Origin of the sequence: Litoribacterium kuwaitense (assembly GCF_011058155.1) — a bacterium.
GTDB classification, from domain to species: Bacteria; Bacillota; Bacilli; order Bacillales; family DSM-28697; genus Litoribacterium; species Litoribacterium kuwaitense.
Genome location: NZ_JAALFC010000009.1, coordinates 40,390 through 64,409, shown reverse-complemented (window position 1 = coordinate 64,409; position 24,020 = coordinate 40,390). Strand labels below are relative to the sequence as shown.

Below are 24,020 nucleotides of genomic sequence, written 5' to 3'. Positions count from 1 at the left end.
TGATGCGCTTTCTTTTAATGTTCTTCTGTTTTATGTGCAGAGGCTCTCACCTGTGCTACATACTGAACGACCCGTTCATCCTCTGCAAGCGGGTATGTGTAGCCTAGATCTTCGGCGACCTCCCTCCCCACTTTCCTGAAGAGCGTAAACATCTCCTCCAAGGCATTCCACATATGTGTATACGAACCGTCCGGATACGTTGCAACGAACGTCTCCCAAATATCCTTATTGAGAAAATGCTGCAGCCATTTCCCATCCTTTCCGACACTTACCGCAAATTGATGTTCTTTTGCAGCTGACCACTCCAACAGCAAAATGAGCATTTTGCGGACGGGTCCCTCCATTGCTGCCTTCGCAAATGACAGTTCTTGCCGCCACAAGCCTTTAGCAACATATGTACTCACCCAAAAAAACTCATTGCAGCACGCAAGAAACCTCTCCTCACTTGGCTTTTGAATATGATAATCTCGATCATTTGATGGTGGAAGGTCATCAGGAAACAAACCGTCCTTATCAAGCAGCACCTCGCGCAAAGAATCTGACGCCAGCACAGCTTGGGCATCAGTGACATGACGCAATGTTAAATCAATTCGATTTCCGTCTGTAAACTGCATTAAATACGCAAAGCGATCGTCTGGTGCTACATCTGTTTCATATAAATCAAACGCATCGGGCATTTGCATGATAACACGTTCTCCAAAGCGGTCCACCCATCTATGATTTTGCGTAAATGACGAAAGGTCAGTGACGAAATAAACAATGTCATAGTCTTGAAACCGATCGTTTGGTGCGTTTGGGTTTACCCTTGAACCGTTCATCATCACTGCCCGCACGCGAGTATCATCCTTAGCAGTCCCAATGATCAAGCGCATCATTTCTTCTGTCGTACGCATGTTTCTGCCTCCTTTTCGGTACATCACCTGTTTTTTAGCCGGATTTAAAAACTGCCTACCCTAGAGAGGCTTCAATTTTCAGCAAGCCTTATAAAGTACGAAAGGAACTTTTGATGTCATCACAAGAATCAATTGCCGCCTTGCCAATATATCGTTTTTCTTCGCTTCTATCCTTAAATATTCCTTTTATTTGAAACACAAAAAAGAGGGGGATCGGAATCTCCCCTCTTCTTAGAGCACCTTTCTCTTCACTTTTTATCGCCCAGTTGTTTTGAAAACGCTTGTCACCTAAGGGCAAAAGAAGCACTGACTCGATTTGATCTCAAGTTCATGAGAGGAAGAGCGAGCCTGCGGACGACGGATGAAAGCGTTGTTGACAGGCTGGATCCCTCTTCATTGTCTTTATTCTAAGTCACCTTTGTTCTTTAAAATACGCATCGCATTCAACACAGCGAGAATGGTGACGCCAACATCAGAAAACACGGCTTCCCACATCGTTGCAATACCGGCTGCCCCGAGGATTAAAAAGATTGCCTTTACGCCCATCGTAAACCAGACGTTCTGCCAGACGATACGGCGGGTTTGCCGGGCAATTCGCATCGCGTGGATGATCGAATGTGGATTGTCATTCATAATGACCATATCCGCCGCTTCAATTGCGGCGTCTGACCCCGCGCCTCCCATCGCTACACCAATATCAGCACGGGCAAGTACTGGTGTGTCATTGATGCCATCCCCAACAAACATCACTTTTCCTGAAGTGTTCGTCTCAAGAATATTCTCCATCCGCTCTACTTTATCATGCGGCAGGAGTTCAGCGTGCACTTCTTTCATGCCAAGTACTTTACCGATCGCATGTGCGACGTGGCGACGGTCGCCAGTAAGCATCACCGTCCGTTCAACGCCAAGTGATGTTAATTCTTTCAACGTACGGCTTGAATCTTTTTTGACAACATCTGATAAACTTATATGTCCAATGTAGTCTCCTCCGAACGCAACATAGACAGAGGTCCCGTCATGATTTTCCTCGGGCGCAGAAATATCATTTTGCTCCATGAATGAGCGATTTCCTACGAGTAATGTTTTCTCTCCATATACCGCTCTTACACCACGGCCAGGAACCTCTTCATACGCCTCTAAAGCATCCTCATCAACTGGCTTGCCATAAGCGCGTGTAATCGAGACAGCAATGGGGTGCGTTGAATTTGCCTCAACAAGGGCTGCCAGTTCAAGAACTTTTTCCTGATCCCAGCCTTGTGCCGCATTGACAGATGCCACCTCAAACCGGCCGACGGTTAATGTCCCTGTTTTATCGAAGACGACCGTCTTGACATGGTTTAAGGCTTCCAGGTAATTTCCTCCCTTGACGAGTACACCAGTGCGTGACGCAGCTCCAATGCCACCGAAAAAGCTCATCGGAATAGAAACGACGAGGGCACAAGGGCAAGAAATAACGAGGAAGACGAGGGCGCGATAAATCCAGTCTGTAAACGGTTCGTTGAGCACGAGCGGCGGGACTGTTGCTAACACAATCGCAAATAACACAACCGCCGGTGTATAGTACTTGGCTATACGAGTCATTAAATGCTCGGTAGGTGCTTTCTTGTTTCCGGCATCTTCAACAAGTGCCAAAATTTTAGACACTGTCGATTCTTCAAACGGCTGCGTGACTTCGATCGTTAACAGCCCATTTTGGTTAATAGAGCCACTCAACACTTCCATCCCTTGTTCTACCGGCCGATGGACAGATTCACCCGTTAAAGCAGAAGTATCCAAAGAAGACTCTCCAGAAATGATGCGACCATCCAAAGGTACTTTTTCACCCGGTCGGACAACAATTGTATCTCCAACGACGACTTCCTCAGGTGATACAAGCTCAATTCCACTTTCCTTCATGAGCCGTGCTTGGTCAGGACGAATATCCATTAATTTCTGAATGGATGTTCGAGAACGATTGACGGCGATGCCTTGAAACATTTCTCCAACTTGATAAAACAGCATGACGGCGACACCTTCAGGATATTCACCGATAATAAACGCCCCGATCGTTGCTATACTCATTAAGAAATGTTCATCAAACACTTGCCCGCGACCGATGTTTTTCACAGCTCGCCATAAAACATCTCCACCGGCAAGCAGATAAGCGCTTAAATAAAATATAAATGAAACGACGTTATGATCTGTGAATAAACCGAGGGCAAACAAGACAAGACTGATCGCAAGTCGAATAAAAATCGGTCGCAGCCAAAATGGTGGTTCATCCTTTTGTGAGCGCTGATTCGCTTTTTCCTGAATATTTAATTTCGGCTCGATCTCTAACACTTGACGAGTTGCTTCTGAGATGGTTTGATCAGCATGATGATCGGCAATATTCATGCGCAGCGTTTTAGTGGCAAAATTGACTGAACATTGCTCAACGCCTTCCACTTGTTGAATACGCGTCTCTATTTTTTGGGCACAATGGGCACAATCTAACCCGTCTAAGACGAGCTCTTTTTTCGTCGACACAGTAGCGCCTCCTTATTTAAATCTCTATACATGAACACTTATTCATTTATTATGCTTATTGTATGAATGATGTGCTACAAGGTCAAGACTTTTTTAGTGGTCTCAATCGATATGATTCCGTTTTTATCTGAAGTCGATTATACTTAAAGAAGTTTACTGTCCTTGCAATTGATCGTGTAACCATCAGAAAGAAGGTGTTCTTATCATGGAAGAGTTTTCTCCAACCCCAGCAGAATGTGAAAGCCATTGTGAAGGTACAGATGATAACCTTAATCATATTAAAGAAAAAATGTTAGACATTGAAACATCTGGACAGATGGCAGATTGGTTTAAGGCTTTTGGTGATTCAACGCGACTGCGAATTATTCATGCGTTATTGCAGCAGGAGCTTTGTGTTCATGACCTAACTGTACTATTAGATATGGGGCAATCGGCCATTTCCCACCAACTGCGTTATTTGCGCAACTTACGTATCGTAAAACGCCGTAAGGTTGGCAAAACCGTGTATTACTCGTTAGACGATACGCATATTGAGGAGATTTTCATTCAAACCCTTGAGCATATCTCTCATTCATAAGAGGAGCATCAGGCGATGATTCAACGATTAGACCATACGAAAAAGGCTGTTGCACAACGTATTTTACACGTACAACAACCTGCCTATGAAATCGAAGAAGTGCGTATTGGTTTTAAAGGCATCCCGGCCTTGCGCGACACGGTTAAGGACATACAAACATCTCATGAGCAATTCTTCGGTTATATCGTTGAAGAAACGCTCGCAGGCATGCTTGCTTACGAATGCTGTAATCGCACGACTTGGAACATTAGCCGTCTCGTCGTTCATCCTGACTTTTTCCGAAGAGGCATTGCTAAGGCGCTGCTCCGATACACGATTGAAGCGTGCCCGCCAGAATATGCCCTTACCGTCAGCACGGCACTGGCAAATACGCCAGCCGTTCACTTGTACGAAAAGCACCGTTTTTACCGTAAACGTTATGATGTGGTTCGTGCTGGCTTAATGATGGTTACGTTCGAACACGACGGTGATTCAAACAAGTAAGTGTCCATCTTAATGCTTAACAGAAGCCGCCATTGGCCAATAAAAAGCTAAAACGATAGCGGTGACTCCAGCAGCAAGCTTCCCAATCACCATAGGGCCGACCATCTCCGAAGCGACCGTTGCTGTATAGCCGAGATGTCCTCCAAGAACGAAAGCACCGCTGACACAAAAAGCAAAATTGACGACTTTTCCTCTTGGCGACATCTTTTTTGTAAACTGGAACATCGGAATCGCATGGGCCATGCTCGTGATGACGCCAAGCAGGCCCGTTCGCCATTGCTCCGAACCTTTATTCCATCGATAAAGAGCTTTCTCTAACATCCATACAAGCGGAAAGGCACCGGCGAGCACTATGGCGATACGCCCAACGATGACGGCACTTTCAGAGAACGGCGTTAACCCAGGAATGACGACCCACCCGAGCAATGTTTCAACGATCACCGCCGCCAACCCAATCAGAATCACGATGGTGACACCTTTTGAGAACCATTGAAACCATTGAAGGATACGCTCTGGCCAGCGCCATAGCCCTAAGCCAAGAAACAGGCTGCCGACCATGACCGGCCACGTATTGAGCACGATAAAAACCAAGGAAAATCCCGCACTAAGTCCCCCGACAATCAAGCCGAGTGGAATCGTTATCAAACCACAAAGCACACCGAGGCTAAAAAACGAGCGATCCTCTTTAGCAATTAAGCCGAGTGCCACTGGGATTGTAAACGTTAGTGTTGGACCGAGCATCGTCCCGAGCAGCACTCCGGAAAACAGAGCAGCGTCTCTGGAAAGGGCTAACTCCTCAGCAAGAGAATACCCTCCCATATCAATCGCTAAAAAAACTGTGGCAAATATCGAGGGGTCTACGCCAACGGCTGTCAAAACAGGCGTAACGATCGGACGCAAAATACTAGCGATGACTGGAGCAAGCGAGATCATGCCAATCATCGAAAGCGCGAGGGGTCCCATCGCATGAAATCCCTTTTCAAACGCTTGTCCGATTCCCCACTTATGTCCGCGAATTGCATCGATAACCCCTAAAACCATTCCAACAGTAATCACACCGATGATCCATTCGTACATCATTTGTGTCCCCTTTTTCTATGTTTCATTTTTTCTGTTATTTTTCAAAACAAAGGTATTTATCTTATAATTCTAACAATGTATTTCTCTCAGACGGTCATATCAGTACTAGCTTTCGCTCGCACGGTGTTTATTTACAATAGAAAGCTAGTAGGCTTCAGCTCTCTCATTGCTTCTTCAGCAGGACTTTTTTGCAAGTTTTTCCTGCTGTGAATTACCGTGCGGCACCTTGATCAAACATTTTACTAGATCAACAATGAATAAATGATTTGCGCATGTAAAGTTTTAACTAAGCCTAATGAGATCGGTTCATCGTTCAATTTAATCGCCACTCTTCTATTAAACCATTTACCATCATACAAAAATAAAGGCTGGAATGATAGCTTCATTAATAACGCTTCATGTTGAAAAACTTGCCTTCCTCTCCTTGATAAACTTCTGTTAGAATGAGAAATTGAAGGCACTGTATCATGTTATTTACAAATGAGGGTGTGTAGAAATGGCATTGGTCGTCACCTTAAGCATTATTTTCATTATCGCATTTGGCTTGATCTTCCTTTTCTTCTTTAAAGAGAATCAAAAACACAAAGATAAAGATCATTTGTTTCTCGTCATTGGTGGTGCTTTTTTGTTTGCTCTTGTTTTTTTAGTCGCTTTTGCACTCATTATATTTACCTTGTTCGGTGCGACAAGCATCATCAACCATGTTTTTTCATTACAGATAACCTCTAATCAGCTCATGATTTTTACGATCGCAGCATTTATTTATTTATATACAGTAGACAATGTCTGTGAAGTGCTTACTGAATATATGATAGGAAACAATATTGCAGGCGTTTTCTTCCTAGCCCTTACTAGAATCGTTGGATTATTTTTCATTGGTCATTTCCTTCGGATGAGCAAAAACACAAGCTTAGCGCTCGCTATTGGCGTCGCCCTTATCGTTCTGACGATAGAATGGCTTGATCATGTGCGAGAAAAACATAAAGCACAGACACATTCAAGTGATGAATCCTCATAATGGTCCAATATCAAGTAGCTCGTGTATCGTGTTGGATAGCGTATACAAACTATTCCTCTCTTACGAAAAAGGAGGTCGTGCGTCGATGGTTAAAAAACGCGAGATTGCGCCCCCACCCCCCCCAAGCAAGCTCGTTGCGGGGCATTTTGTCAATAAAAATGAAGACTACCATTGCTTTCGACCGAGCGGTGCCAAAAACTGGCTTCTGATCGTTTCATTAGAGGGAGAAGGAGAAATTGAAATCGATGGCATGTGGAAGAGCGTTTCGAGAGCGCAGGCGATCTTGATTCCTCCTGGCTTTCGCCATGCTTATCAAACAGCCCAAGGGAAGACATGGTCTTTTTTATGGTGTCATTTTTCGCAAAGAGAATCGTGGCGGCCGTGGTTCTATCATATCTTTTCAAACCAAGCCATTGAGTTGTCACATATTCAGGATGAAAGACTCCTATCACAAGTCGAAGCAGCGTTTTTTCGGTTGTTTAAACGGCAACTGCTGACAAAACGTTTTAATGAAGAACTATCTCAAAATGCGCTCGTTGACATTTTACTGCTTTTAGGAGAAGCCAAAACACAAGATTCAGAGAAAGTGCTGGACAGCCGGATCCAAGAAGTTTTGGAAATATTTGCTTCCTCCTATGCCAAAAAACATTCATTGGAAAGTCTTGGAAAAAAAGTGCGTTTATCCCCTTCTCGTTTAGGGCATTTGTTTAAAGAACAGGTCGGTATGTCCTGTATGGAGAAGCTGCAGCACATTCGCTTGGAGCAGGCTGCTAAGCTCCTGCTGTTCACAGAACAATCGATTGCGGAAATTTCCGATGCTGTCGGATTCACATCACAAAGCCAATTTTCAACTCAGTTCTCCAAGTATTATCACTGCTCCCCAAGCCACTTCAGGAAACATCGTTCATAAAAAGTTTTTTATTGGCGATGAAACCTTTTCCGCATTCGTACCGTATAACTAGTACAACGTGCATTTTTCTTTCACCCTGCTTTAATAAAAAAATAGCAACCTGTGAAAAAAGCCCTGTTTTTTTAAAAAATCTAGCCGGATGAGGTTGCCTCAGGTATGATAAGAAAAGTGTGCTTAAAAAAGATATGTAAAAACTTTCAAGGAGAGTGACTGAGTTGACATCACGTAAAAAAACCGATGAACGCATCATCCAGCAAGAAGTCGCTGCTACGACAGAGCCCGGTGCACAGCGTACTTCTAAGAAACCAAAAATATGGATGATCGCTGTTGCATTAATCGTCGTGATTTTAGGAACGGTCGGGCTGACGTTAGCTATGCAAAGTAGTGACAGTCCGAAAAATGCATTTTTCACAGCAGAAAGTAAAGCGCTTGAGGATTTCAAAGAAGACTTTAATGAGCGCTTTGGAGATTATGTGAAATATTCACAAAAATCGTCCACTGAACCTTTGAAAATGTCGATGGGTATTTCTGGATCAGTTGAAGCGAGCGGTGAAATGGCAAACAGTCCTGACGTGCAGATGGCAAAAGCCATGCTCGATTCTGCATCATTACAAATCAACATGGGACAGAATTATGAAGCGGAAGAGCTATATGGTAATTTAGAAGTTCTTATGGGTGATTCTCCTCTATTCAGTGGTGAATTTACACAGACTGCTGATATTATAGGTATCAGCGTGCCTGACTTTTACGAAGAGTATTTGTACGTACCGAATGATCAATTCGGAGAATTTATGACGAAGCTTGATCCAACATACAGCGGACCAGAACAATTAAATGTAGCTAGCTATTTGATGACCGACTACAGAGAATTTTTACCAACTGATGAAGAATGGGATCATATCCTTAAGAGCTACGGTAAAGATTATTTTTACGAGCAGTTGAAAGAAGAGCAATTTACAATGAAAGAAAACGTGAAATTCGAGCATGCTGGTACATCCATGGATGTGAAGGAAGTTACGTTAAATCTTACGCCTGAAGAAGTAAAACCGTTGTTCGTCGGCTACCTCGAGAAAATGAGAGACGATGAAAAAGTGAAAGCTATGATCGAGCGCCAAATGGAACATGCTAATGAAGTGATCATTCAGCAAGGTCAACTAGAAGGTTTTGACCCAGAAATGGCTGGTATGATGATCCCAACTGAAGAAGTACTGAATGACTGGGAAACATCTATTGATGAGATGATTACTGACTTAGAGGAGTCTCCAGCAGCGCCTGGTCTCACATACACGATTAAAGTAAATGACGAGAACATCGTTGATCGTCACATTGAACTCTCTGATGACACAGAGTCGATGGTACTTCATACGCAAAACATCGAAACTGGTAAAGACGCAACATATCACCTTGTTGATATGACCGTTAATGATGAGAATGGTTTAAAGCTTGAAACAGAAGGCGCAGCTACTGAAAATGGTTATGAAGAAACAACAACCATTACATTAAAAGACGCTGCTACTGGTGATATGTCCGCACAATTGGATGGATCGTACCCTGAAGCTGATGATGCGCCTAACACGTATACACTGACATTCAATGATCCAACGACAGGTGATCCGGTTACATTAAGTCTTGATCACACGTTCAACTTTGATAAAAAAGCAGGCACTGTCAACGAAAAAATAGACTTGAACTTTAACGCTGATTTCATCATGCCTGGCATGACGCTCGGTCTCCTAATGGACATTAACACCGAATTTACCGAAGACATCGGGCTGCCAGATCCAACCCAAGGAACAAACGTTGCTGAACTGTCTGATGAAGAGTTTCAACAGATCATGATTGAAATGCAAACAAATGCAGGCTTGTTCCTAGAACAATTCATGGGTGGAATGAGTGCATTTTAAAAAGGGGTGACTTGCAACATGAGACGACTCCTTTCACTTAGTTGGTTGGAATTGTCTACGTTGCGCTCTCATCCATTAGCTTGGGTGGCACTAGCTCTGGTGCCACCCTTCTTTTTTGTGGGAGTGCTTTTGTTTGCCGCAAGCTTTTTCGCTTCTGATCATGACTTTCAGGTCAAGACAGCATTAGTAGATGAGGATGATTCATTAGAAACACGCTTGGCGATTAAACAATTATTTGCAAATGAAGCGTTAGATGACATCGTGAACATCACTAAAGTAGATCAAGCAAAAGCAGCAAATATGCTTGCTTCTGAAGAAGTAGCAGCTGTCATTCGTTTACCAGTAGGTTTTGGTAACGATGTGTCGCGAGGAATGAACACGCCAGTGGAAGTGACCGGTCATGCAGATTACCCACTCGAAGTAGCAGTTATTCGTTACATTATGGAATCGGCGACATCATACATTTCTGCCGCACAAAGTGCCATTAATACAACTCATTCATTTTTAACTGAGTATGGAGCCCCTCGAGAGCAGATTCAGCAAGTGTTTCAGCAAAATGTGTTTAGCTATGGGGCAGCAGTGATTAACCGCGGACAATGGTTCCAAAAAGAATCATACGATCCACTGTACTTATCCGAACCAAAGACATATTACAGCTTTTCGGTCATCGCCCTTGTCTGGTTAAGCTGGGCTTTTGGTACGTTTTTTTTATTACAAAAAACACACTCCTCTGGTTTATCTCTGCGCTTACGGCTCATGAATACGCCCTTTTGGATGGAGACACTTTGTCGACTGTTCGTGGCTCTCTTGTTCAATGTGATTGCTGGATTCATTTTATGGGGATTCGTAACTCAAGTAGCTCACCTTCCACTTTCTCTAGGAGCGGCTCTTTTGGGACCAGTTGTATTAACGTTATGGTTTGCATGTTTAAAATTGCTCTTTTCAGATTCACTTTACGTGTCTGTCGGTACCGGGTGGGTCATCATTTCCCTCATTGCTTCAGGGTTTCTGTTGCCCGTTTCTTTTTTACCAGATTGGTTGGAGTGGGTTTCTCAAGGACTGGTCACATCCCATATCCTTTCGTTTATGCACGCCAGCCAAAACGACGAAACATTTTTATCGGTAAGCATTTTGTCTTGGGGGCTTACACTTTCGATCTCTTATGCAATCCTGACCGTAGTCACAGGGCGTAGGCAATTATCGTTAGGAGGACGAGAATGAAAACGTTCATCACGGCATTTAGCAAGCGCTCATGGCCAATGGCTCTTTCTATTCTTATCCTCCCGCTTTTGCTTACACTATGGACAGCGCCTTTTTTGACAGCTGCTGAAACTGAGACAGCGATTCCATTGCTTTGGCAGGACATGTCTGAAGACGATGATGAATTAGCACTTCTCTTGCAGGAGCGAATACAGAAAAATGAGCTCATTGATGTATCTATGCTTGCTCAAGACGACGCTATGGAAGACCTTTTAGCTGCACAAACCGGAGATGCTGGAATCATTTTACCAAAAGACCTGTCGCATCGAATTTATACTGGGGATACGGATGGGATTTTGACACTCGTCGAGACACCAGCAACATTTGCTGACGGCATTCTTCGAGAAGTGATTGGCGGAGAATTGGCGCGTCTCATTTTTAGCCACCAAACAGCCAATCAAGTTGTCGAACTCCTTTCTGATCAGGTGACGGACGAAGCGCGACTTTGGCAGGCAGCGTATGATGATGTGGAAGACCAGTGGGAGCCGGGCCCTTTAATGACCATCGATTTTCAAACGGTGTATGGTGAAGATGCTTCAGCGACGGAAATCAGCCTTTTCACTCCATACAAAGGGTTTTGGACATTGTTCACATGGATGATTTCTACAGCTTCCCTAGCTTGGGTACTTTCGGAGCGTACACTGTTACAGCGAATGAATACGACGATGAAAGGAGCCGCGTACTACTTACGGCAAAAAGGGAGCTTTTGGATGTTGCTTCATTTAGGTAATGCTGTGATTGGTGGGCTGCTCATCTACTTTCAACAAGAGTCTATCTCGCTGTTATGGACAATTGTCTCCTGCCTGATCTACGTTACGAGTCTCTTTTTATTTGTCATACTTCTCGGTCTTTGCTGTTCTTTTAAAGGGAGCTATTGGCTCGCTTCCTTTGGAACTGCAATAGGCTTTATCTGGGCGAGTGGTGTCCTGCTGCCAAGTTCTTCTCCTGAATATATCCAAGCATTTGCAGGCATTTTTAACAAAGAATTGTTGCCGATCGCTGTTTGGATTGTCGTCATTGTAGGTTTGAGCACAGCAATTCATTGGAAAGCGAGGCGATTGACGTGATTGACGTTCAACACGTATCGTGTAGCATTCAGCACAAATCGATCATTCAAGACGTTTCTTTTACCGTTCAACAAGGAGAAATGTTTGGTCTTCTTGGACCAAATGGAGCTGGAAAGTCAACACTACTCTCCGCCCTTGCTACGTTAAAACCATTAGATCATGGACACATATTGATTGATGGCATCGATCTTTCTATTGACCCTAAAAAGGCGCGAAGCCGTTTAGGCTTTGTCCCTCAAGATATCGCCGTTTGGCAAAACTTGAGCGTACTAGAAAACCTGAAAATTTGGCAAAGGCTCTCCGGCTCATTGTTAAAAAAAGAGCAAGTATCCCAAATAGCGTCCGAATTCGGGCTTAATCACCTGCTCACAAAAAAAGTTCGAACATTATCAGGTGGAATGAAACGAAAATTGAATATGGCTATCGCTTTTCTCCACCATCCTGCCGTGGTTTTACTAGATGAGCCAACGGTCGGCATCGATCTGCCGTCAAAGAATGAGATCAATCGTTTGTTGCGCGAGAAAGCGATGGAAGGACTCACTGTGATTTACACAACGCACGATATGCACGAAATTTTGACGGTCTGTGATCGCTTTGCCATTCTAACAAATGGACGTATCACTTTTTGTGGCACGTTAGAGGAAGCTTTTAAAGAAGCTAAGCAATATAACAACGAGATCAACAAACAGGAGGATGCGATTTTAGCGCTCATGGAAGGTTCTCATTGATACTAAGGTCCTCTTTGTTCAAGTCTCGTTAGCTTGCTCACACTTTACGGGGATTCACTGTTTAAACAAGTGAATCCCCGTGAAATTTTTCTACAATAACAAAAAACGGTATTCCCTTCTCTGTATATACACACTTTTCAAATTTCTCCAAACTCTCAACATACATTTAAAAAATCTTTGTGTAAAAGTGCTTGTTTTATCAAAAATAATCGTTATTCAATTACGCAAATAATACTTTTCTACTATAAAAGTGTTACAATAGAGATGTAGGAAAAAAACTCACTTAATGATCTCTTAGGAGGTAATGTAAATGAAAGCAGCTGTATGGCATGCAGCAAAAGACTTAAGAGTTGAAGAGGTTAACGAACCAAACGTCGTATCAAGCCGTGATGTGAAAGTCAAAGTCAAATGGTGTGGCATTTGCGGTAGTGATTTACACGAATATTTAGCAGGACCTATTTTTATTCCTACGAAAGAGCCTCATCCAATCAGTAAAGATATCGCTCCTGTCATTATGGGGCACGAATTCGCTGGGGAAGTTGTCGCAGTCGGGGAAGATGTTACAAGAGTCAACGTTGGAGACAGAGTCGCAATTGAACCATTATTAGCCCCTTATGCAGATGGTGAATATAAAGAAGAAAAGTATAACTTAAGCCCGTATCTCGGCTTTCACGGTTTATCAGGTGGCGGCGGTGGTTTCTCAGAATTCACAGTCGTTGGTGATCACATGGTTCACAAACTTCCTGATGAATTATCTTATGAGCAAGGCGCGCTCGTTGAACCTGCAGCCGTCGCGCTTCATTCTGTTCGCGTAAGCTCCTTAAAGGCTGGTGACACAGCAGTCGTTTTCGGCGCGGGTCCAATCGGTTTGCTCGTCATTGAAGCCTTAAAAGCTGGAGGCGCTTCAAAAATCTTTGCTGTCGAGCTTTCGGACTCTCGTAAAGCTCTGGCTGAAGAACTTGGCGCACATGTCATCGATCCATCTGAAGTTGATCCGGTTGAAGAAATCCACCGTTTAACGAATGACGGCGTAGACGTTGCTTTCGAAGTGACAGGCATCCCAGCCGTATTAAAACAGACGATTAATAGCACACATACAGGCGGCGAAGCTGTCATTGTAAGTATTTGGGAATCCGATGCGCCACTACAGCCAAATGACATCGTTATTAAAGAACGTACTGTAAAAGGCGTGATCGGCTACCGTAACGTCTATCCTGCTGTCATGGAACTCATGAAACAAGGATATTTCAGTGGCGAGAAACTGATTACGAAAAAGATTGAATTGGATCAAGTTGTTGAAGAAGGCTTTGAGCAGCTTGTCGCTGATAAGAGTCAAGTAAAAATCTTAGTAAAACCTGAGTAAGTCTTTGTATTTAATGAACAGCATGGGGATCAGTGCCTCATGCTGTTTTTTCTTCTGGTCCCCTCCTATATCTCGCAGAAAAACTTTCTGAAATGTTAAATATGTTTCTAATTCTATTTGCAATAAACATAGTAGCAATTGCACGAAGATTCGTTTAAAGTTTAAGAAACAAAAACTATAGAGGTGAGAAGCTTGACACACGATCCTAAGCGAATTCATGTCGTTTTTAAAACACATCTTGATATTGGCTATACTGACCTTGAGCAAAATGTCATTCAGCGTTATATGACAGACTTTTTCCCGAAAGCCATTGAGGCAGCTGAACACTTTGCAGAACACTCGCATAGCGATGCATTTATTTGGTCAACCGGTTCATGGCTGATCGACTATGCCTTGAAGCACGGGAAAGAAGACGAAAAAGCAGCCATTGTACAAGCCATTGAAAAAGGTCATTTAGCCTGGCATGCGCTTCCATTTACATTCCATACAGAGCTGTTAGACCCCGAGCTGTTAGACTATAGCTTAAATATATCTAAAACATTAGATCAACGCTTTGGCAGACAAACCATTGCTGCCAAAATGACTGACGTACCAGGACATACGCGGTCAATGGTTACCCATTTGGCTAAGGCTGGCATTAAATATCTACATATCGGTGTCAACCCCTCTAGTCACGTCCCTCACGTCCCAGAATTATTCTTATGGAGAAATCAGGACGGTTCTGAAATCGTCGTTCAATATAGCAATGATTACGGTGACTCTTTACAAGTCGAAGGTCTTGAGGACGTACTATACTTTGCCCATACACATGACAACCACGGCCCTTCTTCGGTAAAGCAGATTGAAGATGAATTTAATCGTCTACGCAAAGCTTATCCAAATGCAGACATTGCAGCATCGACGATGGATCAATATGCAGAAAAAGTTTGGGCAATAAAAGATTCATTGCCTGTCGTCGAGGAAGAAATCGGAGACACGTGGATTCATGGTACATCAACAGATCCTTATAAGCTGGCAGCGTACCGTGCTTTGCTACGCTTAAAATCAAAATGGCTTCAGGAAGGATCCCTCTCCCCTTCAGATGAAGAATATGTTGCCTTTTGCGATGAACTTATGATGATCCCGGAGCACACTTGGGGTGTGGATATTAAGAGATACTTAGCCGATTATGCACATTACGACAAAGATGATTTCCAAGCAGCTCGCAGACGTGGCAAGACCGATGTCAGCGCAAACCCAATGATTTATCGTTTTCTCGAAGAAAACTCACGGGCAGAAATCAACGAGATGTTTGGTGAGGAAGCACAAGCAAAGCTTGAATCACGTTCCTTTCAGATCATGGAAAAGTCGTGGCAAGACCAACGAGATCACTTAACAAAAGCCGTCAATGCTCTTCAAGGTGACCGAAAGCAAGAAGCAGAGGCTGCCCTCGAAGCCTTGCAACCGAAAAAAGCGAAGATAGAGCATGCGAAAGACCTTGTCAGTCAGCAAACGTATACTTTAGGTCTCTTCCAAGTTACCTTTGCCGAAGACGGTTCAATCATTGGTTTACAAGATAAAAACGGAAAGAACTGGGCTAGCGACAAAAACCGGCTTGGTCAATTTATATATGATACTTATGCACAGGAGGATTATGACCGTTGGTACCGTGAATACCATAGGCATTGGGGGCAAACTCATTTTTGGGTCGTCGGTGATTTTGGTAAGCCGGGAATGGACTTAACGAACGATTGGGTGGAGCGCCAATCCTTCACACCGAAGCTCGTGTCTCTGACTCACTCATCGACTGCGGAGAACGATATCGTCGTAGCCAAAGTCTCGTTTCCAGAAAAGGCTTATGGACAGATGGGGGCACCTCGAGAAGTTGAGATTGAATACACATTTCCAGCGGCTACGACAACCGTTGAGATGACATGTAAATGGTTTGGTAAAGATGCCCACCGCTTGCCGGAAGCTTCTTGGCTCACGTTTAACCCTGTCGTAGACAATTGTAACCTTTGGAAGCTTGATAAACTCGGACAAGCTGTCTCTCCTCTCGAAGTCGTTAAAGGCGGAAACCGCAATATGCACGCCGTCAATCAAGGGGTGGATTACCGAGGCGCGGATGGCGAAGTTGCCATTGAGATGCTAGACACGGCCATCGTCTGTCCTGGCGAAAGAAGGCTACTCCAATTCGACCATTCTTTTGCGTCGCTAACTGGCGGGATACATGTCAATTTGCATAATAACGTTTGGGGAACGAACTTCCCGGCATGGTACGAAGGAGATGCGCTCTCTCGCTTTAAGCTGAGGTTCACTTCTTAATCAATAAGGTAAAGCCTTCACATAAGAAAAGGAGCGAGAACCAACTTGACCACAACACCTAAAAAAATATTTGTCATTCAGCATTCTCACACCGATGTAGGTTATACCGAAAGGCAGGAAAAGATCGAGCAATACCACGTCGATTATATTCGCCAAGCACTTCAAGTTGTTGATGACATTCAGTCCGGTCGCCGCCCTGAATGGACAGGGTATAAATGGGTCTGTGAAACGTTCTGGCCCGTTGAATCCTTTTTAAAGAAAGCATCAGCGCAAGAAAAACAGCAGCTTAAAGAAGCCATTCAACGAGGTGATATCGGTCTTTCCGGCACCTACTTAAACTTTGGCGAGTTAATAGGAAAAGAACTATTAGAAGCGATGACGAAGCGTATTACTGATTATGGTGAAAGCGTGAATGCCCCGGTTCGCTGTGCTATGACTGCTGATATCACTGGTTTCGGCTGGGGATATAGTCAAGTATTGGCCAGTGCCGGCATAAAAAACATCATGACCTGCATACACACACATCATTCCATGTATCCATTGTGGAAAAACAAACGCCATTCTGGTGGGAAACGCCGCATGGCGATCGCATTTTGACTTGGAATGGTGAACACTACATGTTTGGAAATGACCTCGGGCTCATTCCTGGATTGGGCGGTTCTTATACAATTAAGGATGAACTAGATACTAGAAATGGTGTCACATTTGATATGGCTGAAATTCGGATGAAGCGTTATTTTGCTCGTCTCGCGGCCGACGGTTTTGAATTTCCATTTGTACCGGTTATGGCGTCTGGTCTTCCAACGGATAATGGCTCGCCAAACCCACGAATGATGGAATTTATCAATGCCTGGAACGAGAAAAATGGAGACGAGATCACGATCGTGCCTGCAACGCTAGAGGATTTCTTCAACGCACTACGTGAATATGACGAAGCTTACCCAGATGCCATTCCAGTCTATCGTGGTGATTGGCCTGATTGGTGGACTGATGGCGCCATTTCGACACCAAAGCATGTCCAAGTGTATCGAGAAGCTCAGCGTGTCTACGAAAAAGTGAAAAAGATGGATCCTTACCGTCATATCGTTTCACAAAAGCGCATTGAAGATATGGAATACGAGCTGGCCTTATTCGCTGAACATACGTGGGGATATCATTCCTCGGTCAGTGAGCCTTGGAATCCGTTCGTTCAAGAACTTGGCGTTCGTAAAGAAGCCTATGCTGCGAATGCGAGCAAACTCGCACATACGGCTTTATACGATATCTTAGAAGCAAAAGGGGATGCTTTGCTTTCCCCGGATCGGCCAATGCGTTTCAAAGTTCATAACCCATACGACAATCACCAATCTGATCATGCCCACCTTATTATGGAGGGATGGCACCTGCAATTGATCAAAGATGGCTTTCATGTCGTCGATGAGCAGGACGAATCAGTCTATCCAGCGCAAATGACCGTAGCGCCACGAGGGGTCATCGTACGAATACCAATGGCTCTTCAACCGAACGAAACGCGGACCGTTCGCATTCTTCCGACGAACTCTTTACAACCAACAACAGCCTTCCAAAAGGACTACGTCGGGTCAGATCGGATGATGGATATGATGCCTCTTGAAACAGAGGATGTTCTCATCACACCGACCTATGCCGAAACACCATATGTACGAATTGCCTGGAAAAAGGGTGATGGCATTACAGAATGGCTAAATAAAAAAACAACACAGAACATGCTGCGCGCCGACCGTAACCATAACGCATTTACACCCGTGTATGATGTAACAAAAGCAGAGGGTACGAATCAGATGGATGTTCGCCGAAAAATGGGGCGAAACCGTAAAGGCCCTGATGCAATGATCTCTGAAGGAACACTCGTCGAGGCAAAAGTGATCGAATCAGGACAATTATTCGGCAAGGTTCAGCTCATTTATGAAGTCGCTGGCTGCAGTCATTACAGCTTACTCCTTACATTATATGCAGACCGCCCGCGTGTCGATGTTGCTGTACGTTTGCATAAAGACAGTGTATGGGATCCCGAAAACCTGTATGTTTCCTTGCCTTTTGGCAGTGACTTAAAAGACAAGCAGAAACAGCTGTGGATTGATAAAGGAGAAGCCCTCCTCCGCCCTCGCTTCGATCAATTGCCGGGCTCACTTGCTGATTACTATTGTGTCGATGAAGGGGTTTATTATACGACCGGGAATGAAGGCATCGTAATCGCCATGCCAGACACACCATTAATTCAAATCGGTTCGTTAGCGTATGAGACTCGGTTATTAAACGATCATCCACGGCTTAACGATGAACCAGCCCACTTATATGCTTGGACGATGAGCAACTATTGGGAAACAAACTTCGCTCCAACGCTCGGCGGTTTTTACGAATTCCGCTATTTAATCACTTGGGGTGAACAATACGCAGCACCTGAACAAGCGTTTAAAACCTGCCGCAACTTAAATCATGGACTACTTGCTTGGAGAATAAAATAATGGCAAAAAAAGCGCCGGCCGTTTTATCAGGCTGCCGCTGTTTTTTTGTGCGGTAGTCACTTTACTTTTGCACACTCTATATCAACCTCTTAAGACATGCTATACTAAAAACAAACACAAAAGGATGGATAACATTGACATTTACAAATAAAGACATCTCTTGGATCCGTTCAAACATGGCAGACAGTGAGCAGACAAAAACAGTCAATGACGCCGTACTGTCATTTATGCAAGAGAGAAAGCTATTTAAATTAATCGTTCCTGAAACGCTAGGCGGCGCTATGCGATCGTTGCCAGAAGCCATTCGTACGTTTCAAATCGCCTCAAGCATTAATGGCTCGTTTGGCTGGCTAGTTACAATCGGCTCGGGCGGGGGCATGTTTGCCCCAAACTTTACAGAAGAAGCCGCAAAGACTTACTATACCCCGAAAGAAGCCGTCATCGCAGGAAGTGGTTTCCCTGCTGGTACAGCACAAAAAGTAGACGACGGGTACATCGTCAATGGGGAATGGCTCTACTGTAGTGGCGCACAATATGCTTCTATTTTTACAGCCACATGTAAAGTAGAACCTAGTCAAGCACAGCCAACATTTCTTTCTTTTATTTTTGAACGCGAGCAAGTTGACGTCATCGAAGATTGGAACGCCATTGGCTTAAAAGCGACGAGCAGTCACACCATTCGCGTCAAAGACCAATTCGTACCGGAAGAGCGGACTTTTTCTATCTTTAAAAAGCAATTCGATGTCGGAGATAAAATATACGATTTTCCATTTCTTATGTTTTCAGAAGCATCATTTACGTCGATCGTTTTAGGTATTGGAAAACATTTTTTCCAAGAGGTGGACAACATTCTTCAGGAGAAAACATCTTCGTGGAACACGGAGCGATTGGCATTCGTTGAAGATTTAAAGAAGCGAGAAAGCCAGCAATTCTTTGAGGCGGAGTCATTATTTTATCAACAGCTCAACGATGCTTGGAATAAACATACTCGCGGAGAACCTTTGTCGGCCAAAGAACAGCAGTCCTTTTCCTTATGTTCTAAAAAAGTCGTCACTACCATTTTAGCTAGTGCAAACACTTTTTTCAGAGTCATCGGTATGCAAGCTGTGAAAGAAGACACGACAATTAATCAAATCTGGCGCGATTTACATACTGCTGCCCAACATGCATTTCTTACGCCACAAACAGAAGACGAACTCAAACTTTTCATAGATTAGGCAAGTGCTCTATCAATCCGAGGAGAACGATAGTAAGAATATGATACAATGCACTTTACGGAAGGGGCTGACGAACCCACTCACCCTTCCTCGTCTTTTCTCTTGCCTCTCCTCCCCGTACGACCACAATTCATGGCGCGCAAACTTTCATTAAAGAAACCTCAACGCCGCCCCGAAACCTTAGCTAAATATGAGCTGGGGATCCAGCCAATGGCCAACATCGCAAAATTCATTAAATACGACCATTTCTCCATCTTACAGTCTGATTGAAGTGGCGGATGCCTAAGAACGCCAACCTTTATTTCTTAAGTTCAAGACAAATCGACTCAACACCCATATACTGGATATACCGCGGAATACTCGGTATGGCCATGCCTTTTTGGAATGAGTCTACTGATCAATCAACCTTATCCATCATTTGACGTATTTTTGCATGACTACTCGCCGTTAATCCTCAGCTCAATGAATCAACTTCATGTGCACTACGACTTTGACGAATTTTATCAAATTGGTCGGATTGCTCTTTGGGAAGTGTGGCAAAAACACGACCCTGAGGCTGGGTCGATTGGAGCATACGCCAAAACCGTTGTCATTTCACGTATGATTGACGAGATAAGACGACGCTCAAAGCACACTGAATTAACTGAAAAGTTAATAAACAGAAATGCCACCTTGGCGCAATATAACGTACGCTTTCTTGAAAAGGAAGAATTTGAGCAAAGTCTTGTCGCGCTGACAGCAAAAGAACGTTGTTGGGCAATACAAGCCATTTGGTACGGCCGCTCCACAAAAGAGATCGCCAAGCGAGAAGGAGCGACCGTTGAACAAGTCAAAAAGTGGCGCCAGCGCGCCCGAAAAAAGCTACTAAAATGTTATAACACGTGCTGAGTCAGTGCTGTATCAACACCTTCTAACCATGTTTTGATTCGTATGTCGTTGACGACTACGTCTGCCATATCATCGAGCGGCGTCGGTTCTTCATTCACAATGATTAATCTGGCGCCGTTCTCCTTCGCTATGATTGGCAGAGTGCTTGCCGGTGACACTTGAAGAGATGTGCCAAGCACAAGCATAAGGTCTGTATGATTCGTCCATTCCTCTGCCTGCTTGAGCTCTTTTTCAGGAAGCATTTCGCCAAACAACACAATATCCGGTCTAATCGAACCACCACAATGGCAGATTGGCTCATCCTGTAAAAATGCTTCAACCGTAGCGGGCTCATGACAGTCATAGCAAGACATATTTAATAAGTTTCCATGAAGCGTAGCGACAGGCGCAGAGCCTGCACGTTGATGAAAACCATCTACATTCTGTGTAATTAAACCTTTGATCAAACCTCTAGTTTGCCATTGGGCAAGAATTTCATGCCCTTTATGAGGAGATGTATTTAATACCTCTTTCGTCCGCTTTTTGTAAAATGCTTCAAAGTCTGAACGACGATGTATAAATGTACGGATACTTGATAACTCCGATGGGTCAACAGAAGTTGCCCATCGCCCATGAGATGAACGAAAATCAGGTAAGCCACTTTCTGTAGACATCCCTGCGCCAGTTAACACGATCGGATACTTTGCATCCAACAGCCATTGAGCTATCTTCTCCATTAAGTTTGTCCGTTGTTGTTCCAACCTTTGCACTCCCTTATGCTTCATTCCTCAAGAGATTGTATCACGTTCCGCAGAACTCTTCACCTACTTATTCTAAGAAATTGAAACAAACACCTTATATTAGAAGGATACACCATACTTCACAATAAATACTCGATATTTCATCTTCTTTACCATATGATTTTATCGCAGCTGACGGCTAAACCTCCGCCCATTTCATGCTAATCCAGGCTCGAGTACCAGCCGATCCGCATAGTCTATATGTACAAACTAGTCTCAAAACAGGAAAGGAGCGATTCGGCAATGAAATTTATGAAATCAAAGTACTACTCTACATGTGAACAGAAAGATAAGGTGCTTTTGACAGAAAAAAACAAAAACGTTTTCCCTTGCGAGGAAGAGCAATTGTTTAGAGAAGGAGGACTGCCCGGACATCAAGGCTCCCACCTCCCGTTTCCTTATAATCAAAAACTTGGAAGCACCGTCTCTCCATCTCCTTCTTCTGAACAAGGAATCCCTTCTGGACCTTGGCATTGGTGAATGAGTGAATAAATGAAAGATTCCGGTACTTTTCTTGAGGCACGTCCATTTTTTCGTTATAATGGAAAAGAAAGAGAGGAATCATTGTCCAACACCGCTTCAACGATGAACAATGGGCATCGTATCCACGGTTGAAGACTTCATCTCATGCGCTTCCATTCTTCAAGCGACTCACTGTGGATAACCAGCCTTCTATTTACCCTTCTACAAAAATGCTCACCTTTACATTGGACCCATTTTAGCTCTAGTACACTGATCAACGAATACGATGGACCTCTCTGGTCCGCAAATCGCGGGGAAATGAGGCTTGGTAACCGATGCGTAAAACTCGACAATGGATGTATCACCCCCGTTTAGCCAAAAAAAATTTCTTAGAACTCAATCCTTCGACTTCTCAAGAAAGCGCATTCAAACCCTCTATTCATGAAGTTATGCTTGAAGCACTTGAATTTCACAGTGTCTTAGCCATCGTCTACTGTCGGCACGAACAATACTATATGCTCACCGGACGTATTGTCGATCAAAAAAAGAATCGTCTCTTTGTTCTTAGTGATGAAAATAGAATACACGATATCGACATCAAACATGTTGTCGCCGTTAACATTCAAAAACTTCGAGCCTGAGAATCGACCTTCTCAGGCTTTTTTCAACGCGCCTAGAATACGTGCGACTTCAATCGTATCGCTAAAATCCCCTGTGGTCGAACTATCCATCTTTGCTACATCACCCCATTCACTTGTACAGATGTTTTAACGCTTTCTGATCAAAATGCTTGCTACCTATTTAGAGATGTGTTCTTTGTCTATAATCCATGATGTGGATTCACTATAGACAGCACATTAGAAAAAAGAGACGTGAACAAAGTGTTACGATATTTTAAGGCTTCTTTATCGCTTCGATTTAAAATCAAACGGAAACCTAAGTAGAGATCATTTGTAGATGAGTATGGCAGAGCGCGGAGGAAATTTTAGAAACGGCCAACAATGGCTGTTTTTTTACGACTTTTTATTGAGCGCCTATTTTTTGCCCATAGGCAAAAAAACAATTGACTTAGTTTCCTTTATGTTATAATGTTTCCCTAAGGAAACTTTAGTGGTTTAGACAATATTTGAGGGGAGATTTATAAAATGCTTCGATGGTTTAAATTATTCATACCAGCTTTACTACTTTTTTTAGCCGCCTGCGGAGGTGCGGCTTCAGAAACGAGCGGAGAAACTTCTGGAGACCAGCCCATTTCGATTGTGACGACAATTGCCCAAATTGGGGAGCCGCTACAAGACATCGGTGGCGATCTCGTCTCAGTCAAAAGTATTATGGGACCTGGAGTTGATCCTCATACATTTCAGGCAACGCAAAGTGACATTGCTACATTAAGCAAAGCCGATATTGTCTTTTATGGTGGGTTAAACCTCGAAGGACAAATGAATGAAGTTTTTGAGCAAATTGGTGCTTCTATTCCGGTCGTTGCTGTTTCGGAGTCTATTCCAAAAGACCAGCTGCTAGATGATCCAGAAGCAGCCGGTGCACCAGATCCTCACGTTTGGTTTGATATTGACCTTTGGAAAATCGCCTTAGAATCAGCGGTAGATGAATTAAAGGAGTATGCCCCCGAGCATGCGGAAACGTTTGAACAAAACAAAGTCGCCTACTTTGAATCTTTGGATGAACTAAAGAATGAGTCGCAAGAGTTACTCACGAAAATCCCCGAGGAGAAACGATACCTCGTTACAGCCCATGATGCTTTTAATTACTTTGGGCGCGCCTTTGACATTGACGTAATTGGCTTACAAGGGTTAAGTACAGAGGATGAAATTGGCATATCAGATATTGAAGATACGGTTGACACGATCGTTGAAGCAAAGGTTCCCGCGGTGTTCATAGAAACGAGTGTCAGCGAGAAAAACATTAACTCTGTCATAGAAGGTGCGAAGTCAAAAGGTTTAGAAGTGCAGCTTGGCGGAGAATTATTCTCAGATGCAATGGGTGAAGCAGGCACTGCAAAAGGAACGTATCTCGGAATGTATCGTCACAATGTCGAAACGATTGCGTCTGCCCTAACCGAAGAGGAGGAATCTTAA

General features: G+C 43.8%; 20 protein-coding genes and 1 pseudogene. 16 read left to right on the top strand and 5 right to left on the bottom strand.

What is annotated here, in order from left to right:
* Positions 1-14: 14 nt before the first annotated feature.
* Both G4V62_RS07515 and G4V62_RS07510 read right to left on the bottom strand, forming a co-directional pair.
* Complete coding sequence (locus G4V62_RS07515) at positions 15-893, bottom strand: aminoglycoside 6-adenylyltransferase (RefSeq protein ID WP_165200830.1); 879 nt, start codon at positions 891-893, stop codon at positions 15-17.
* A 402-nt stretch (positions 894-1,295) separates the two neighbouring features.
* On the bottom strand, positions 1,296-3,401 hold the full coding sequence (locus G4V62_RS07510) for a heavy metal translocating P-type ATPase (protein WP_165200828.1): 2,106 nt from the start codon (positions 3,399-3,401) through the stop codon (positions 1,296-1,298).
* 205 nt (positions 3,402-3,606) lie between these two features.
* Here G4V62_RS07510 and G4V62_RS07505 point away from each other — a divergent pair, with 205 nt between their 5' ends.
* Both G4V62_RS07505 and G4V62_RS07500 read left to right on the top strand, forming a co-directional pair.
* Positions 3,607-3,978 carry an ArsR/SmtB family transcription factor gene (locus G4V62_RS07505; RefSeq protein ID WP_165200826.1) on the top strand — a complete coding sequence of 124 codons (372 nt, stop codon included), beginning with the start codon at positions 3,607-3,609 and terminating at the stop codon, positions 3,976-3,978.
* A 15-nt stretch (positions 3,979-3,993) separates the two neighbouring features.
* Entirely contained in the window at positions 3,994-4,461 is a 468-nt protein-coding gene (locus G4V62_RS07500) for a GNAT family N-acetyltransferase (RefSeq protein ID WP_165200824.1), read from the top strand.
* 9 nt (positions 4,462-4,470) lie between these two features.
* Here G4V62_RS07500 and G4V62_RS07495 read toward each other — a convergent pair whose 3' ends face one another.
* Both G4V62_RS07495 and G4V62_RS07490 read right to left on the bottom strand, forming a co-directional pair.
* On the bottom strand, positions 4,471-5,538 hold the full coding sequence (locus tag G4V62_RS07495; protein WP_246218313.1) for an ethanolamine utilization protein EutH: 1,068 nt from the start codon (positions 5,536-5,538) through the stop codon (positions 4,471-4,473).
* A gap of 245 nt (positions 5,539-5,783) precedes the next feature.
* Positions 5,784-5,927, bottom strand: coding sequence for a hypothetical protein (locus G4V62_RS07490; protein WP_165200820.1), 144 nt, complete (start codon positions 5,925-5,927; stop codon positions 5,784-5,786).
* A gap of 110 nt (positions 5,928-6,037) precedes the next feature.
* On the opposite strand from G4V62_RS07490, the gene G4V62_RS07485 reads away from it, so the two are divergent.
* The 11 genes and pseudogenes from G4V62_RS07485 to G4V62_RS07430 all read left to right on the top strand — a co-directional run bounded on the left by G4V62_RS07485 (position 6,038) and on the right by G4V62_RS07430 (position 20,683).
* Complete coding sequence (locus G4V62_RS07485) at positions 6,038-6,559, top strand: hypothetical protein (RefSeq protein WP_165200818.1); 522 nt, start codon at positions 6,038-6,040, stop codon at positions 6,557-6,559.
* Between the two features lie 85 nt (positions 6,560-6,644).
* Positions 6,645-7,469, top strand: a complete 825-nt coding sequence (locus G4V62_RS07480) for a helix-turn-helix domain-containing protein (protein ID WP_165200816.1) — start codon at positions 6,645-6,647, stop codon at positions 7,467-7,469.
* Between the two features lie 215 nt (positions 7,470-7,684).
* A complete protein-coding gene (locus G4V62_RS07475) occupies positions 7,685-9,373 on the top strand; it encodes a DUF6583 family protein (protein ID WP_165200814.1) in 1,689 nt (562 codons plus the stop codon).
* An 18-nt stretch (positions 9,374-9,391) separates the two neighbouring features.
* Positions 9,392-10,594 carry an ABC transporter permease gene (locus tag G4V62_RS07470; protein ID WP_165200812.1) on the top strand — a complete coding sequence of 401 codons (1,203 nt, stop codon included), beginning with the start codon at positions 9,392-9,394 and terminating at the stop codon, positions 10,592-10,594.
* On the top strand, positions 10,591-11,700 hold the full coding sequence (locus tag G4V62_RS07465; RefSeq protein ID WP_165200810.1) for a hypothetical protein: 1,110 nt from the start codon (positions 10,591-10,593) through the stop codon (positions 11,698-11,700). Before G4V62_RS07470 ends, G4V62_RS07465 begins: the two co-directional genes overlap by 4 nt.
* Entirely contained in the window at positions 11,697-12,428 is a 732-nt protein-coding gene (locus G4V62_RS07460; RefSeq protein WP_165200808.1) for an ABC transporter ATP-binding protein, read from the top strand. The genes G4V62_RS07465 and G4V62_RS07460 overlap by 4 nt, the downstream gene beginning before the upstream one ends.
* Positions 12,429-12,738: 310 nt before the next feature.
* Positions 12,739-13,791, top strand: coding sequence for a 2,3-butanediol dehydrogenase (locus G4V62_RS07455; protein ID WP_165200806.1), 1,053 nt, complete (start codon positions 12,739-12,741; stop codon positions 13,789-13,791).
* A 183-nt stretch (positions 13,792-13,974) separates the two neighbouring features.
* Positions 13,975-16,095: a DUF5054 domain-containing protein gene (locus G4V62_RS07450; RefSeq protein WP_376768295.1), complete on the top strand. Its 2,121-nt coding sequence runs from the start codon at positions 13,975-13,977 to the stop codon at positions 16,093-16,095.
* Positions 16,096-16,140: 45 nt separating this feature from the next.
* Positions 16,141-18,578, top strand: a pseudogene (locus G4V62_RS07440) (glycoside hydrolase family 38 N-terminal domain-containing protein).
* Between the two features lie 134 nt (positions 18,579-18,712).
* A complete protein-coding gene (locus G4V62_RS07435) occupies positions 18,713-19,795 on the top strand; it encodes an acyl-CoA dehydrogenase family protein (protein WP_165200798.1) in 1,083 nt (360 codons plus the stop codon).
* A gap of 384 nt (positions 19,796-20,179) precedes the next feature.
* Positions 20,180-20,683, top strand: coding sequence for a sigma-70 family RNA polymerase sigma factor (locus tag G4V62_RS07430; RefSeq protein WP_165200796.1), 504 nt, complete (start codon positions 20,180-20,182; stop codon positions 20,681-20,683).
* On the opposite strand, the gene G4V62_RS07425 is transcribed toward G4V62_RS07430, so the two are convergent.
* Positions 20,668-21,423, bottom strand: a complete 756-nt coding sequence (locus G4V62_RS07425) for an NAD-dependent deacylase (RefSeq protein ID WP_376768294.1) — start codon at positions 21,421-21,423, stop codon at positions 20,668-20,670. The genes G4V62_RS07430 and G4V62_RS07425 overlap by 16 nt on opposite strands.
* Before the next feature lie 282 nt (positions 21,424-21,705).
* Between G4V62_RS07425 and G4V62_RS07420 the strand changes: the two genes are divergently transcribed.
* The 3 genes from G4V62_RS07420 (at position 21,706) to G4V62_RS07410 (ending at position 24,020) form a co-directional block, all read left to right on the top strand.
* A complete protein-coding gene (locus G4V62_RS07420) occupies positions 21,706-21,942 on the top strand; it encodes a hypothetical protein (protein WP_165200794.1) in 237 nt (78 codons plus the stop codon).
* A gap of 317 nt (positions 21,943-22,259) precedes the next feature.
* Positions 22,260-22,565, top strand: a complete 306-nt coding sequence (locus tag G4V62_RS07415; RefSeq protein ID WP_165200792.1) for a hypothetical protein — start codon at positions 22,260-22,262, stop codon at positions 22,563-22,565.
* A 504-nt stretch (positions 22,566-23,069) separates the two neighbouring features.
* Complete coding sequence (locus tag G4V62_RS07410; RefSeq protein WP_165200790.1) at positions 23,070-24,020, top strand: metal ABC transporter solute-binding protein, Zn/Mn family; 951 nt, start codon at positions 23,070-23,072, stop codon at positions 24,018-24,020.

Coding starts and splice junctions, on each gene's coding strand:
- G4V62_RS07485 (WP_165200818.1), top strand. CDS start 6,038: ATGGCATTGGTCGTCACCTTAAGCATTATTTTCATTATCGCATTTGGC.
- G4V62_RS07500 (WP_165200824.1), top strand. CDS start 3,994: ATGATTCAACGATTAGACCATACGAAAAAGGCTGTTGCACAACGTATT.
- G4V62_RS07465 (WP_165200810.1), top strand. CDS start 10,591: ATGAAAACGTTCATCACGGCATTTAGCAAGCGCTCATGGCCAATGGCT.
- G4V62_RS07470 (WP_165200812.1), top strand. CDS start 9,392: ATGAGACGACTCCTTTCACTTAGTTGGTTGGAATTGTCTACGTTGCGC.
- G4V62_RS07490 (WP_165200820.1), bottom strand. CDS start 5,927: ATGAAGCTATCATTCCAGCCTTTATTTTTGTATGATGGTAAATGGTTT.
- G4V62_RS07480 (WP_165200816.1), top strand. CDS start 6,645: ATGGTTAAAAAACGCGAGATTGCGCCCCCACCCCCCCCAAGCAAGCTC.
- G4V62_RS07505 (WP_165200826.1), top strand. CDS start 3,607: ATGGAAGAGTTTTCTCCAACCCCAGCAGAATGTGAAAGCCATTGTGAA.
- G4V62_RS07515 (WP_165200830.1), bottom strand. CDS start 893: ATGCGTACGACAGAAGAAATGATGCGCTTGATCATTGGGACTGCTAAG.
- G4V62_RS07415 (WP_165200792.1), top strand. CDS start 22,260: ATGCGTAAAACTCGACAATGGATGTATCACCCCCGTTTAGCCAAAAAA.
- G4V62_RS07455 (WP_165200806.1), top strand. CDS start 12,739: ATGAAAGCAGCTGTATGGCATGCAGCAAAAGACTTAAGAGTTGAAGAG.
- G4V62_RS07410 (WP_165200790.1), top strand. CDS start 23,070: ATGCTTCGATGGTTTAAATTATTCATACCAGCTTTACTACTTTTTTTA.
- G4V62_RS07495 (WP_246218313.1), bottom strand. CDS start 5,538: ATGTACGAATGGATCATCGGTGTGATTACTGTTGGAATGGTTTTAGGG.
- G4V62_RS07420 (WP_165200794.1), top strand. CDS start 21,706: ATGAAATTTATGAAATCAAAGTACTACTCTACATGTGAACAGAAAGAT.
- G4V62_RS07430 (WP_165200796.1), top strand. CDS start 20,180: ATGAGTCTACTGATCAATCAACCTTATCCATCATTTGACGTATTTTTG.